The organism is Mucilaginibacter angelicae (genome assembly GCF_042434235.1).
Lineage (GTDB): Bacteria > Bacteroidota > Bacteroidia > Sphingobacteriales > Sphingobacteriaceae > Mucilaginibacter > Mucilaginibacter angelicae.
This window is the reverse complement of sequence record NZ_JBHLTS010000021.1, coordinates 509,860-524,741: the sequence shown is the minus strand read 5'-3', so window position 1 is coordinate 524,741 and position 14,882 is coordinate 509,860. Positions and strand designations below refer to the sequence as shown.

Here is a 14,882-nt window from a genome sequence, read left to right as displayed (position 1 = left end):
TATATATGAACAAAGTTACGTTAACCGGCATCTTGCTTACAGCCCTCACCGTTGCAAGCTGTGGTAATGGTGCTAAATCACCAGATAATAACCAAACGCAGGCAGCTACCGAAGTGGCAAAAACTGATTCGGCATCAAAAAAAATAGTTTTATTTTTTGGCGATAGCCTCACTGCCGGTTATGGGCTCGATGACCCGGCCGATGCATTTCCGGGTGTGATTGGCCGCCGGGTTGATTCATTAAAGTTACCTTACAAAGTGATCAATGCCGGGTTAAGCGGTGAAACTACTGCGGGCGGCAACGGCCGCATTAACTGGTTGTTGAAGCAAAAGATAGATATTTTTGTACTGGAACTTGGCGCCAATGATGGTCTTCGCGGCATCCCGGTAAACGAAACAGCTAAAAACCTTCAATCCATAGTAGATAAGGTAAAAGCCAAATATCCCGATGCCAAACTTGTTTTATTGGGCATGCAGGTACCGCCAAACATGGGTGCCGATTATACCGGCAAATTCAAGAACGTGTTCCCCAACCTTGCTGCCAAAAACAAAATGAAACTGGTTCCATTCCTGTTGCAGGGCGTAGCCGGCATACCGTCACTCAATCAGGGCGATGGCATCCACCCTACTGCCCAGGGTGCCAAAATTGCTGCTAACAATGTTTGGGAAGTATTAAAAGACGATTTGAAATGATCAATCGTTCAGGGCCTGGTACACCATGGCCCTGAATTTATCCTGGATCTGGTTATGCGGAAAAGGCCAGTTTTGTACAAACAACAGGCAAACCAGGTGCTCTTTAGGGTCAACCCAATAAAGCGTGCCGTAAAAACCGCCCCAGGCAAATGAACCTTCACTGATCCCTAATTTAGCCGAACTGTTCTGCGAGGTTAATCCAAAGCCCAAACCAAATTTTTCTTTATCGGCGTTGATGTACAGATCACCTATTTGGTTGGTGGTCATCAGGTCGACAGTATGGCGGGCCAGTAAACGCTGCCCGTTGTAAACGCCGCCATTAAGCAGCATTTGCAAAAAAGTAGCATAATCTTTTACAGTCGAGCTTAATCCCGCACCACCGGCATAATATGTACCATCCGCCTTTGGATAATCTACATTAAATGATGGGAAAGTTGATTTGCTCCATTTAGTTATATGGTCGCTTTTATCAAAGGTATAAGGAGCAACCAAACGGTTTTGCTTTGCTACAGGGATATAAAAATAAGTATCGTTCATACCCAGCGGCGTAAAAATCCGCTCTTTAAAAAATTGATCAAGACTTTTGCCTGATACTTTTTCTACAAGATAGCCGAGTACATCAATGTTCATTCCATATGTCCAGCGCTCACCTGGCTGGTGCAACAGCGGTAATTTTCCAAGTTTGTTCATGGCATCAGCCAACAATATTCTATCAGCTACAAAACCTGCCGGGATGCCTGCCTTAGCATAAATAGCCTTCATCTTTGCTGAGCCGATCTGCGCATATTCTATTCCTGAGGTATGGGTTAAGAGATCGCGGATGGTTATTTCGCGCTTTGCGGGAATGGTAGTATATGTAGAATCCTTATCATTAAACTGGTCTACCACTTTTGGATGAGCAAACGCGGGCAAGTATTTGGAGATAGGATCATCCAGCAAAAATTTCCCTTCTTCAAAAAGCATCATTACAGCCACACTGGTAACGGCTTTGGTTTGCGAAGCTATCCGGAAGATAGCATCGTTGCTCATTAACCGCTTTTGCTCTTCATCGGCCAGGCCAAATGATTTGTTGTAAACAATTTTGCCATCGCGAGCTATAAAACCAACTACACCCTTTACATATCCAGAGTCGATATTCTGCTCGATCATACCGTCTATCCGCTTTAACCTCTCTGGCGAGAATTTTTCCGAAACCGGGTCAGCAGCTTTTAAAACGGTACCCTGTGCAAACACATTAACAGCGAACGCTGCAAACAATAAAAAAGTAAAAGTTCTTTTCATCGCCTAAAATCGGGGTTTATTGGTGATGCAAAATAGTTATTTTACTTTGATGAATCCCTGATAATTAATTCTGTTGCCAGTGTTATATGCTGATTTTTCTCTTCGGGAGTTGTGGCGTTAAGTCTTTCCATAAGCAGCTTGATCACATTATCGGCAATTTCATCAATTGGCTGGGCTATAGCGGTAATAGCCGGAGTGTATAACTCAAAAAGTTCGTAATCATCAAACGCTATCAAAGCAATATCTCCAGGAACGTTTTTGCCCGCCTTACGAGTAGCTTTTAAGCCGCATTTGCCCAAATGGTTATTTGCAAACAGGATAGCATCCACATCCTTATTACTTTCAAAAAACTCCGTTATTAAATTATGGATAGCCTGATCGGTAGCATGAAAGTCAACCTCGGTTATATTGGGATTTAATTTGCTTTGGCGCATGGCTTTTTCATAACCTTCAAGCCTTTCCATCATTTGGGTTTGGATAGAGCTATAAGTAATAAAAGCAATGTTTTTATGCCCCTGGTCAATGAGGTATTGCGTAGCATTAAAGGTACTGAACAGATTATCGACCACTACGTAATCCGTAGCCACTTTAGGCAGGTAGCGGTCAAACAGCACCACCGGAAAGCCATCGCTGATCAGGTCGCTGATATCTTCTTCAATATTATCGGGTGGGGTGATAATATAGCCGTCAACATGCCTGTCGCGAAACATGGCAATCAGTTCCTGGGTCTTTTGGGTGTCATTGTCAGTGCTGCTATAAATGATCTTGTAACCGCTTTGGTAGGCGAGATCTTCTATCCGGCGGGCGATGGTAGCGAAAAAGTGGTTGGAGATATCCTGTACCAGTAAGCCAATAATGTTCGATTTGCCGGTGCGTAAGCTTTTGGCTAACGAATTGGGTTTATAACCCACCTCCTTTACATATTGCAATACGCGTTTTACCAGTTCGTCACTTATGCGTTTTTCCTGTGCACGGCCGTTAAGAATAAAAGATACCGTGGTTTTAGATATATTCAGGCTATTGGCAATGTCAACTATAGATAATTTTTTCTTCAAGGGTTAGTATTTTAAACCAAATATATAATATAAATGGTAATGCTAAACAGGTTTAGTAGATAATAAATGGTTTATATTGCTTATTAATTTAATTGCCGACGGATAGGTTCTAAAATCCAAACAAGTTATAAAACAAAAAAAGATCGCCCCTAACAGGCGACCTTTCAGTTAATATATAGGGAGTTAGAATATTAAAATCTGCGCATGCCCCTGCCTTGATTTCCATTTTGAGTAAAACGCTCGCCGCCGTTGCCCCTGTCATGACCACCGCCGTTTGCAGGCTGACCGTTGCCCCAGTTTCCATGGTTGTCATGCCCGCCGTTGTTAGGCTGTCCGTTACCGGGTTGCTGACCGTTACTCCAACCGCCATGATTGTCGTGATTTCCATTATTAGGTTGTTGACCATTGCCCCAACCACCATGGTTATCATGATTCCCGTTGTTAGGTTGTTGGCCATTACCCCAACCTCCGCGGTTGTCACGGTTCCCGTTGCCCCAGTTGTGATTATCCCTGTTATCTCTGCCATTGCCCCAGTTGCCACGGTTATCATACGGATTAGGCCTTCTGCCCCAGCTACCATGGTCGCCACCCCAACCTTGACGGTAAGCATAACCGTTTACTGGTCTCCTGTCAAAGCGATGCCCCCAGTTACCACGGTCGCCCATGTAACCGCCCCATCTTTGCCTGTAAAAATCGTGGTGCATGAACGGACGGGGAGCTCTCACCTCGTAGCGTACAGCGGTACGCCAGTTATAATCCCGGTAAGCTCCTGGCAGGTAAGCACAGCTTACCCAGCGGCTGCCATCATTATAGTAGTAGCATCCTGCTCCTACATTATAGTAAGCTTCAACTTCGGGTAAATAATAGTAATCATCGTCGTCACTAACATTTACGTTGTCGTTATCATCATAAACGGGTTGTTCTTCAACCACTGGTGGCGGAGGTGCCGGCACATAAACACGGTGAGCAGGGATATTAATACCAAATTGTATAGATACCTGAGCGTTGGCTTTACTGATAAATAAGCTTCCGGCTGCTATTGCTGATAATATGGCTAACTTTTTCATGTTTGTAAATTTTATATAGTTAGGACGAGATCTATCGGCAATGGTTTAACCGAACATGGCATTATATGTTATAACATTAGTTAATCAGTACAATCTTCTACCATCAATACATTTAACCAAATTTTATTTCAAATCAAGTCTTCCGCAATCTATTGTTGCCAAATTTTATTAACGGGTAGATCCCAATAAAAAAACGCCAGTGTCACCTTAATACTACAATTCAGATTTTAGGATTATCGGTATATTTACTTAATTTGATAACCATTAATCTTTACCATGAAAAACCGCAAATTATTACACTCCATACTGCCTGCAGTAGTTATAGGAGGCTTTATGTTTTTTACTGCCTGTAAAAGTAACAACGATTCAAAGAAAGTAGCCGACAGCACCTCGACGACAGAAAACGCAGGTCTTAAAACCCCCGAAGGTTTTAGCGCCAGTATCATTGCCGAAAAACTTGGAGGAACCCGTCACATTGCCATTACTCCGCAAGGCGATATTTATGTAAAGCTCACCAACGTTAAAAACAGCAAGGGCATATTGATGCTGCATGAAGAAGGCGGTAAAGCTTCAGTTAAAAACAGCTTTGGCGCTTACAGCGGCACGGGGATGTCCATCAAAAATGGTTACCTGTATGCTTCATCAGATGAAGAAGTTTTTCGCTATAAACTAAACGATAAAAGTGAAGTGATCAATCCTGATCAGCCTGAAAAAATTGTTACAGGTTTGATCAGCCGTCATGAGCATGAAGCTAAAGCTATAACACTTGATAACGATGGTAACCTTTACGTTAATATCGGGGCTTACTCAAACGCCTGCCAAGTTGAAGACCGTAAAAAAGGCTCTCCGGGCCAAAAGGGTTGCCCTATTTTAGATTCAGCTGGTGGTATCTGGCAGTTTAAAGCGGATAAGCTGAACCAGCATTATGGCGATGGTGTGCGTTATGCCACCGGTTTGCGCAATGTTGTTGGGATTACCTGGAACCAGCAAAACAACCAGCTTTTTGTGATGCAGCATGGTCGCGACCAGCTTTTTGAATTTTACCCGCAATATTTCACTGCTAAACAATCAGCTATATTACCTGCCGAATGTATGTATGCCCTTAAAAAAGGTGACAACGCAGGCTGGCCTTATATGTATTACGACCAGGAGCAGCATAAAAAAATGCTGATGCCTGAATACGGAGGCGATGGTAAAATTGAAGGCGGAAAAGATGCCATAGATCCGGCTGCTGCTTATCCAGGCCACCTTGCCCCTAACGGTTTGTTATTTTACACCGGCGACCAATTCCCGGCAAAATATAAAAATGGAGCGTTCATAGCTTTCCATGGCTCATGGAACCGTGCACCTGAACCGCAGGCTGGTTACTTCGTGGTATTTCAACCATTTAAAGATGGCAAACCTGATGGCCAGTGGGAAGTTTTTGCCGATGGATTTTCGGGGTCTGCAGCCAATACAGCTTCGGGTGCTGCTGCTCACCGCCCATGCGGCTTAGCTCAAAGCCCTGACGGTTCGCTTTATATTACTGATGATGTGGCTGGAAATATTTACAAAATCACCTATAAAAAATAACAATGGACTTTAAAAAAGCCCTTCTGCTATTATTCATTACCTTATTTACAAGTATTGCCTCACAGGCACAGACAAAACATAAAAAACCGGCGGCCAGGAAACCTGCCGCCGGTTTAAAAGCATCCATAACCAGGGGACAGGCGCTTTTTACCCAATATTGTGTAGCCTGCCACCAGGCAGATGGTTTGGGTGTGCCGCACATGAACCCTCCATTGGTTAAAACCACTTATGTTTTAGGCGATAAAAGCAAGCTTATCAAAATAGTGCTTAATGGCTTTGATGAGGATGTTGAGATAAATGGTGAAACCTACTCAAACACCATGGCTGCTCATGATTTTATGAAAGACCAGGAAATTGCCGATGTATTAACCTTTGTACGCAATAGCTTTGGCAATAAAGCCAGCGCTGTTACTATTGCACAGGTAAAAGCTACAAGGGCTACTAATAAAAAGTAGCAGAATCAGACTTACGAAGTTTTGGAAACTTCGTAAGTCTTAATATATACATTACTTCTTTTTGATAATCGCGGTCGCTTTTATCTCAATTAAAATATCATCCCTGAAAAGTTTGCTCACCTGCACCAGTGTACTTGCCGGAGGCTGTTTAGCATTCACAAACTTATCCCTGATACTGCGAACCAGTTGTACCTGCGATGCATCCATCAGGTAATAATTCAGCTCAACCAGGTCATTCATGGTACCGCCGGCTGCCTCAACTATACTTTTGATATTGGTGAAAACCTGCTCAGTTTGGCTTGTCAGGTCGCCGTTGCCGGCAAGCTTGCCATCCTGATCCAAACCAACCTGACCCGACATGATCACCATTTTATTTTTACCCAGGTCAACAATTACAGCATGTGAGTATCCGAATGGCTTACCTACAGTAGATGGATTTAAAAAAGTTACATCTTTGTTCGCTTCCTGGGCAAAACAGGACGACGAAGTGCAGAACAAAATGAGAAACAGGAGTTTTTTCATCAGGTGAATATTGGTTGATGCAAATTTGGATATATTACTTCAAACTTACAAAATAGTGATACCTGCCGACCAGCCAATCCAACCTTTAGTACGGTTCCCCCAATCAATCAAACCGGGCTTATTTTTTATGATCTGCTGAATATCGCTATCGCCGGGATGATCGCCATAATTGGTGTAAACATTAAACGATGGCCCGGCAAAGAAACTCACTTTTGAACTTGCCTTAAAATTCAACAAGGCACTTAGCCGGTTTATTTGGTTTTGATTTTTCCAGCCTTCTGCCAATAATACATGCGTTGAGCCTTCGGCAGAAAGTGACAGATTATTGTTCAAAATAAAATCATGCCCCAAGCCAAAACCATAGCTGTAAAAAGTGTGCTTATCCGTAAAATTGACACCACCTGATATAATAGAATACAGTTTAGCATTACCCGACTTGAAGGCAATATTGGTTGTGGTGATCTCATTACTGTATACCTCAATTTTAGCATAGCCATTGCGTGAGATATTCAACAAGCCTATACCGTATCCATCAAGTGTGTCGGCTATATTTACGAGGGCAAATGATACACCTTTTATAACCCTGGCTTTATTAAAAATTCCGGCTACCTGCATTCCGCTTGCTTCATTGCCTGTAACGTTGGCTATTCCGGCAATACTAAAGCCCTTACTATTTTTCCGGGTGTAATTGGAAATACCGGCTGCCTGAAACCCGTTGCTATTGCCTCTTACGTAGTTAAAGATGCCGGCAAGCTGAACGCCCTTTAGGCTGTCTTTTACCATATTACATATGCCTGCAGCCTGGAAACCCTCCATATTTCTCTGGTCGTTATTGTTAATACCCGCCAGTTGTAATCCTTTGCTGTTACCCCCAACAATATTAAAGAGCCCTGCAGCCTGTATGTATTTAACATCCTGTTTGTTGATGTTAAATAATCCGCCAAGTTCAACACCATTAACACCACCGTTATAGCCGCCTAAAATATTGAGCGAAAAGTTATTGACTATTTGCCCGCTCATCATGCCGTGGCTCCCTAAACTGGGCAAAAAGGAGGTTTGAACCGGAACTGTCGAAAGATATCCACCCAAATTTAGGTTTTGTATTTTTTGGCCTGATGAAAGAAACATCCTGCCAAGCCAGCTCCTGTCTGATTTTGAACTGGCAGCATCGGCGCTGTAATAATATTCGCGTGGTTTTATAGTTACGTTTACATTATTTAAAAGATTGATGCTGGTATCACGATAAAGCTCCTTACTTACATTAAGCGTGATCATGCCATTAGCCTTTATCTTGAGCTGAAAATATCCGTTCTGATCGGTAAGGGTTGAGGCCAGCGAATTTTTTTCATACACACTGGCATTATAAAGTTTTTTGCCGGTGATATCATCATACACATAACCGCTTATGTAATAAACATTACCCGGCCCGGCCAGGGTATCGGGGACAAGGGTTAACCTGTACGGCGTAGGCCGGAGAATAATATACCCCGGCGATTCCTTATAATCAACCTTGCCATGAAACAGTTCATCGAGCAGGTTTTTGATAGTTTGTCCGGATGATACCATACTGACTACACTATCGGTTTTAATGACATCATTACTGTATGAGAAATAAAATTTCCCCTTTTCGCCAATGATGGTAAGGATGTCTGCTATCTTTTTTTGTTTAACATTGAGCGCTACTGTCCGGTTCAGGTTGTCCTGTGCGAGCGCGTCGGTAATGAGCAGGCAACCTGCCAGTACCAATACTATGTAGAATAATAAGTTTAATTTCTTTTCCATCAGTTTTTGATTATGATGAGATGAGGTTTTTTAATCACTTTAACATCGCCAAGGGTTTTGCTTATGATCGCTAATATCCCATCGAGCGAATCTGCTTTAAATGTGGTTGTTATTGTCCTGTTAGCCAGCTTTTTATTATCTATCACAATATTGGCATGATAGGCTTCATTAAGTACGTCAACCAGTCGCCATAGTGGCGTATTATTAGCCACAAACTTTTGAGTGCGGTAATAATTATACAACTCGTCCTGGCTGCTGCTTTTTTGTACGCGACCGGCCTGTACTGATGCTTTCTCCTTCGGTTTTAGCTTTACAACAATCTCCTGCTGAATTACCTGCACTATCCCGGTTTCAACAATGACTTCGGTGTTAAGGCCGGTAGCTTTGATATTAAACGATGTACCAACTACTTTTACAACCACATCATTCACATGGATCATAAATGGTTTTGATTTATCATGAGCTACATCAAAAAAGGCCTCCCCTTTTAACGAGATTTCCCTGGTGTCGCCGGTAAACCTGTCGGGGTAATTCAATACCGAGTTTTTATTCATGGTGATCAACGAGCCATCGGCCAAAGTAACCTTGCGCACAATATTGCCGCTTTGCAGCGTAAGCATATTTGGCTTAGCGGGTTTAAGCACAGTGTATAGTATCCCCGCACTTCCTAATATCACCAGCCATATGGCCGCAATTTTAAGCCAGCGGTTTGCAGCGTTTAAAGGCCTCACTTTTGCCGATGCTCCGCTCCTGTTTTGTGTCAACTGCCTAAATTCGGCCCATGAGGCATCGGGATCAAGCTTACTTTCTATCTTAAGCTCGCGGCTGGTATCCCAGATCAATTTAAAGTGATCAAAATACTTCCGGTTATTTTCATTTTCGCTAAGCCAGCGGTTGATGGTTTCATTCTCAACCGGCGTGGTTTCATTCAGCATGTATTTGGTTAATAATTCGTCCATCATCTTAAATAATATTAATAGCCCTGCTAATAAGCCAAATGATTAACGGCAGGTAATCAACTAATTTGAGCCGTAATGTTTTCAGGGCTTTGCCCATCTGGTTTTCTACTGTTTTTATGGAGATGCCTAATTCATCGGCAATTTCCTGGTATTTTAAATCCTCAAACCTGCTTAGCTGAAACACCGTACGGCATTTTTCGGGCAGGTCATTGAGTGCCTGTTGCAATTTTTCTTTAAGGTCAAGCAGTTCCATGCCTGTGCCTTCGTCCACTTTATCCCTGGTCATATACAATACATGCTGCTGGTGGTTAACCTTTACTTTCTGGTGCCTGAGGTTATTAAGACATTCGTTATAAACGGCCCCATATAGATAGGCCTTTATCGAGCCGCTGAAACTCAGCCGCTCTTTGCGTTCCCACAGCCGCATGAAAACGTTTTGTACCATCCCTTTCGCAGTATCTTCATCCCTTAAAATGGAGATTGCATATACATGCAGCGGCCTGATGAAGTGCTTGTACACCTTTTCGAAAGTTGCTTCATCGCCCGAGAGCAGCAGCGGGATCAGTTGTTCACTATTTAAATCCAAAATATGATCAGTTTGGGTTAACATTCAATTAAATCTCAATGCGGTAATTAATGGTTGGAAGTATGCCTATCCATTTGTTTTTCTCAATTATCCGCTTGCTCTGGTTATAAAATAAACCTGTGTTATTACGCCTGTTAAGCAGGTTCTGGATATCGAGCAGTAAAAAGTGCGATACTTTTTTGCTATTGATCCTGTAGCTGGCCGAAAAATCGACACGAATATAGGGATCGGCCGTTAATGTGTTGGTTTTAGACTGATCAATCACCTGCTCGTCGCGCTGAAAGGTTTCGTCAACTAAAATAGGCGTATATTTTCTGCCGCCGGCATAAATAACCTTTCCGTTTAAACCGAACAGATTTTTATGATTAGGCCCGGTAGCCCATTCCTTACCCGCTACAAGGTTGGTTACATACTGGGTATTAAATGTAGTATTAAACTCCTGCCCGCTCAATGCCTTGTATTTTGAATTGAACACCGAAGAGGTGATCATAAAATAATACCCTTTGTTTAAGGAGCGCTCTACAGAAAACTCAATGCCATAGTTTTTGCCGGTCCCTTTGTTCACTAACGAATGATAATCGGTACCGCTGATGGCAGAGTTATCGGATACGTTAAGCACAGAGAAATTATTAGCAGGGTCACTGGATACAGGTACATCATACAAATGCTGGTAGTATGCCTCAGTTTTAAATTTCAGGTGACCGGAAAATAACTTTTCATAACCAAGCACCAGTTGAGCCGATTTGGTTGGCGAAAGTTTGGTGCTCACCGCATCGTTAGACTCGGCACTTTTGGCAAAATAAAAAGACAGTGGTTCAAGTCTGCTGTAAGCACCAGCCGCTAAAGATATTTCCTGATCGGGCGTTACGTGCCAGTTAAGGCCAGCCCTTGGTTCGTAGCTCCAGGTTTTGCTCAGATCAAAGTAGTTGACATGGATCCCGGTGTTTAAGCTCAGCTTATTGCCAAAATCATGCTTGTTTTGAATAAAGCCATCAAAAGTTGCTGCACTGCCTTTCTGATTTAACAGCTCTTTAAGATCGTGTGTATCACGCTGGTATTCCAGGTCATATAAATTATAAGTAAGGAAACCGGCGTTTAAACCAGCCCGAATGTTGTTGTTTTCGCCCGAGCGATAATTTACAATACCGGCATAGCGGATAGCCGTATTATCATAATGATTTTTCTGCAGTAAACTCGGCTCAAATTTAGATGTAAGACTATCGACCTTCGATGCATTACGACTGCCTGAGAAAGATATGATATTACTGAAGTTAAGCTTGTTATTGGCGATAAAGATATTCTTCAGACCAACACTTCCGGCTTTATAATTATAACGAAGATTGTACGAATCCATCCTTTCGTCCCATTTGGTGGTATCGCGTTTAGCATCAGTGTTTACGTTACCCGCACCTCCTACGCCAAACACAGAGAATGTACCCATCCTTCTTGTCGGGAAAACAAGATTAAAAGATAGATCCTGGTATTGCGGGATACCTGAATCAGATACATTAACACCTACGGCTTTAAGCAAACCAAGTGTAGAATAGCGATAGCTGACTAAATAAGAGGCATTTCCACCCTTGGAGAATGGACCCTCCATTGTTGCACCAAGTCCAAGCACACCGGCAGTAAAGGTGTATTCGCGTTTATCTGTATTGCCTTTTCTGAAACGGAGGTCAAAAACACCAGCAGTGGCATTGTTATATTCGGCGGCAAGCGCACCTGTATAAAAATCAGATGTCCCAATTACGGTTGAGTTGAGCATGCTTACCCCGCCGCCTGCCGAACCTTCATTATTAAAATGGTTAGGGCTGATGATCTCGATCCCCTCCAAACGCCATTGTAAACTTTTAGGCGAATTGCCCCGCACAATGATCTCGTTATTATCGCCGGCTGCTACCACGCCTGCAAAGCCCTGTGCCATGCGTGCCGGATCAAAAAGCGCACCGGCATAACGGTTAGTTTCTTCTGGCGAGAATGACCTGCCGCTGGCCATTGCCATTGAATTAATGGGGCGTTTGTTGGATGTGGCGCTTACAACCACCTCGTTAAGCTGGGTGTTAGCGGTTTCCATCTCAACACTCAATTCAATTTCTTTACCGGTTGTTACCAGCACATCCGATAATACCACCTTGTTGTAACCGGCATAGCTAATTTCGACTACCTGCCTGCCGATAGGTACCTGAGTGATATGAAAAACGCCATTTGAATCGGTAATGCCTGCTCTTTCGGGCTGTATGGAAACAACTTTCACGGTTACACCCGGCATGGTGAGCTTTGAGCTCTTTTCGACAACTGTACCTTTTATGGTTTGGGTAAAAGTTGTCCCACCGGGTTTAACCTGGGCCGTGACTTTATAACTCTTGATCAGTAAAATAAATAAAAGTAATAAGGAGGATAACTTGTTCATTTAAGTAAAATTTCCCCTGAAACACGCCAGGATTATTTTACCCCTATGAGCAAATGAAATTTTTATTTAAATAGGGAAAGAGATTTTTGTTAAAGGATGATTTTTACGCGTGCTCCTGTTTAAAAACATAATGCAGAACCTTACTATGCAGTTCATCAGGCAAAAAGGGCTTCATTACGATATCATCAAAACCGGTCTTGAAAGCTTCTTCTTCAACATCCTTGGGCAAATTAGCAGTAAGTGCGATAATAGGGATACTAACACCACTGGCCCGCATTTTTTTAGTTGATTCATACCCGTCCATCACCGGCATTTGCAGGTCCATCAATACCAGGCGGTGTTTTGATGTATCAAGCATATCCAGGGCCTCCAACCCATTAGTAGCTACATCTGTAACTGCTCCCCAGCGTTTTAAATAGGTTTGGGCAACCATTACATTCATCGGATTATCGTCAACCAGCAAAATAGAGATCCCGCTAAGGAGTTTATCCGTTTCATGGGGTTTAGCATTGACAACATCTGGTTGCTTAGCCGCTTTTTCAAAGGTTTGAATGAAATAAAATATCGACCCAACCCCTTCTTCACTGATAAGCTGTAAGGATGACTTTTGCAGCTCCAGTATTTTTTTACTGATAGCAAGGCCTAAACCCGTCCCCCCAAAACTGCGTGATATCGACGAATCAGCCTGGGTAAAGCGCTCAAATATGAGTTTCTGTTTACCCCGGGGAATTCCGATACCTGTATCTTTAACAAAGATCATTAAAGTAACGGTAGCTTCGGTTTGTTCTTTTACCTCCACTCCCAATACTACCTCGCCGCTTGGTGTAAATTTTATAGCATTATGAACAAGATTAGTGATCACCTGCGACAAGCGGGTGGGATCGCCAAGCAGTTTATGCTTCAGTTTCCCATCAAAATCAAGCCTCATGGTTATGCCCTTATCATGGGCTGTTGTTTGTAAGCCGCCTACAACGTTCCGTGCTATTGCGGCCAGGTCCATTTCAATGTGTTCAAACGTTATTTTCCCGGCCTCTATCTTGTTATAGTCAAGCACGTCGTTCACTATGGCCAGCAGGTTATTAGCCGAGAAAAGCATTACGTCGAGATGCTCAACCTGATCCTTACGCGGCTCGTTCTTGAGCAGCAGGTGGCTCATTCCTATTACCGAATTAAGTGGCGTACGGATCTCATGGCTCATTGTGCTCAAAAATTCACTTTTTGCCTTTAAGCCCTGCTCGGCCTCAACCTTTGCCTTTTTCAATACAAATGACACTCTATGGGCCAACACAAGCGATTGCATAAAGAAAAAAGTAAGATATCCTAAAAAGCTAACCAACTGCAACGGAGGTATAAGCGCCCAGTAATGAAAAAGTGAAATACCAAATACCGACATGAGTGCAAAGGCGCTCATTAATGCATAAACAGATCCCGGTCTGTTGTTGCGCCAGGCTTTAGAATATACATAAGGGATGTAAACCAGGCAAAAAAGCATTACTACTAAAAAGGGGTTTACCAACTGTGTAAAAAGCCAGGCCGGAACACATAATGACATCAATGTAAATAAAAAGCAAATACCGGTAATGGCATCTACAATCCTGTTGCTTACATCTATGGGATATAAATAGCGTGTGTAAAGGCCAAATAAACCTATTCCTAAAAATAAGCTCATATACTCCAGCCGTGCAGTTATATACCAGTTAATATCAGGCAATAAGGTATGCAGCACATAGTTATCTGTCCCGATAATCCGGTAACTGTAAACCATCGAAAACAGGGCAAACAGTAAAATAGCTTTATCGCGGCTGCCCAGCAGGTATAAGCCGAGGAAAAACAAGCCCCCCATCAATAAACAACCGGTTAGCATCAGGTCAATTCCTTCGGCACGATGCCGGGCAAGGTCTATTTTTTCTGCAGGGCCTATGAATATCGGTTTACCAATGCCGCCTTTACTGTGTATAAAATTGGAGACTTGTAACGTGATATTGATGGTATCAGTATTGGGCAGATTAATGGCATGATACTCCCAGTGCGCTTCAAAACCTTTTTCGGAAGTGGTTACTTTTCCGTTTGATGATGCTAATTTACTGTTAATATACAGCCTGTAGGCACTGTAAACATCGGGCATGCCCAGCTTCAAATCGGCGTGTTTTGGGGGAAGTAAAATTTTTAGCCGGTAAGTACCGTAACCAAATGCAGGCAGTTTATTACCCCGCCAGGTATATCCATTCCATTTAAACGGAAACTCAACCAATAGCCTGTCTTTAATAACAGCTGTGTCATTGGGGTTTACCAATTGATTCCAATAAAACAGCCAATTTCCGGTTAGCTCAATTTTATCATTAACAGGCTTATTGCGAAGGTCTAACACACCATGTACCGCCGCTACATAGTTGGTTTGTGCAGATAACCTTGCTGTGGCTGCTGTGAATAAAATAAATACTACATATATAACCTTACTGACCTTCATTGATTTACGGCTATATTACAAAAATCAAAAGCTC

Annotated in this window: 12 protein-coding genes; 3 read left to right on the top strand and 9 right to left on the bottom strand. The window is 42.7% G+C overall.

Annotation, left to right across the window (positions count from 1 at the left end; genetic code table 11):
- The first annotated feature begins 5 nt into the window (after positions 1-5).
- Positions 6-692, top strand: coding sequence for an arylesterase (locus tag ACFFGT_RS11725; RefSeq protein WP_377022720.1), 687 nt, complete (start codon positions 6-8; stop codon positions 690-692).
- On the opposite strand, the gene ACFFGT_RS11720 is transcribed toward ACFFGT_RS11725, so the two are convergent.
- The 3 genes from ACFFGT_RS11720 to ACFFGT_RS11710 all read right to left on the bottom strand — a co-directional run bounded on the left by ACFFGT_RS11720 (position 693) and on the right by ACFFGT_RS11710 (position 4,095).
- Entirely contained in the window at positions 693-1,973 is a 1,281-nt protein-coding gene (locus ACFFGT_RS11720) for a serine hydrolase domain-containing protein (protein ID WP_377022719.1), read from the bottom strand.
- A gap of 41 nt (positions 1,974-2,014) precedes the next feature.
- Positions 2,015-3,028, bottom strand: a complete 1,014-nt coding sequence (locus ACFFGT_RS11715) for a LacI family DNA-binding transcriptional regulator (RefSeq protein ID WP_377022718.1) — start codon at positions 3,026-3,028, stop codon at positions 2,015-2,017.
- A 191-nt stretch (positions 3,029-3,219) separates the two neighbouring features.
- Complete coding sequence (locus ACFFGT_RS11710) at positions 3,220-4,095, bottom strand: hypothetical protein (RefSeq protein WP_377022717.1); 876 nt, start codon at positions 4,093-4,095, stop codon at positions 3,220-3,222.
- Between the two features lie 276 nt (positions 4,096-4,371).
- On the opposite strand from ACFFGT_RS11710, the gene ACFFGT_RS11705 reads away from it, so the two are divergent.
- Both ACFFGT_RS11705 and ACFFGT_RS11700 read left to right on the top strand, forming a co-directional pair.
- A complete protein-coding gene (locus ACFFGT_RS11705; protein ID WP_377022716.1) occupies positions 4,372-5,667 on the top strand; it encodes a PQQ-dependent sugar dehydrogenase in 1,296 nt (431 codons plus the stop codon).
- Between the two features lie 2 nt (positions 5,668-5,669).
- Positions 5,670-6,122 (top strand): c-type cytochrome, encoded by a 453-nt coding sequence (locus tag ACFFGT_RS11700; protein ID WP_377022715.1) that lies wholly within the window; start codon positions 5,670-5,672, stop codon positions 6,120-6,122.
- A gap of 51 nt (positions 6,123-6,173) precedes the next feature.
- Here the strand turns inward: ACFFGT_RS11700 and ACFFGT_RS11695 are convergent, their stop codons facing one another.
- From ACFFGT_RS11695 to ACFFGT_RS11670, 6 genes are all read right to left on the bottom strand, one after another.
- On the bottom strand, positions 6,174-6,644 hold the full coding sequence (locus ACFFGT_RS11695; RefSeq protein WP_377022714.1) for a RidA family protein: 471 nt from the start codon (positions 6,642-6,644) through the stop codon (positions 6,174-6,176).
- Positions 6,645-6,689: 45 nt separating this feature from the next.
- Positions 6,690-8,426, bottom strand: a complete 1,737-nt coding sequence (locus ACFFGT_RS11690; RefSeq protein ID WP_377022713.1) for a carboxypeptidase-like regulatory domain-containing protein — start codon at positions 8,424-8,426, stop codon at positions 6,690-6,692.
- The gene (locus ACFFGT_RS11685) at positions 8,426-9,388 is read right to left on the bottom strand and encodes a FecR family protein (protein WP_377022712.1); all 963 of its coding nucleotides are present in this window, start codon (positions 9,386-9,388) and stop codon (positions 8,426-8,428) included. The genes ACFFGT_RS11690 and ACFFGT_RS11685 overlap by 1 nt, the downstream gene beginning before the upstream one ends.
- A 1-nt stretch (position 9,389) precedes the next feature.
- The gene (locus ACFFGT_RS11680) at positions 9,390-9,971 is read right to left on the bottom strand and encodes an RNA polymerase sigma-70 factor (protein ID WP_377022711.1); all 582 of its coding nucleotides are present in this window, start codon (positions 9,969-9,971) and stop codon (positions 9,390-9,392) included.
- Positions 9,972-9,999: 28 nt separating this feature from the next.
- The gene (locus ACFFGT_RS11675) at positions 10,000-12,381 is read right to left on the bottom strand and encodes a TonB-dependent receptor (protein ID WP_377022710.1); all 2,382 of its coding nucleotides are present in this window, start codon (positions 12,379-12,381) and stop codon (positions 10,000-10,002) included.
- 103 nt (positions 12,382-12,484) lie between these two features.
- Positions 12,485-14,848, bottom strand: coding sequence for a response regulator (locus ACFFGT_RS11670; RefSeq protein WP_377022709.1), 2,364 nt, complete (start codon positions 14,846-14,848; stop codon positions 12,485-12,487).
- Between the last annotated feature and the right edge of the window lie 34 nt (positions 14,849-14,882).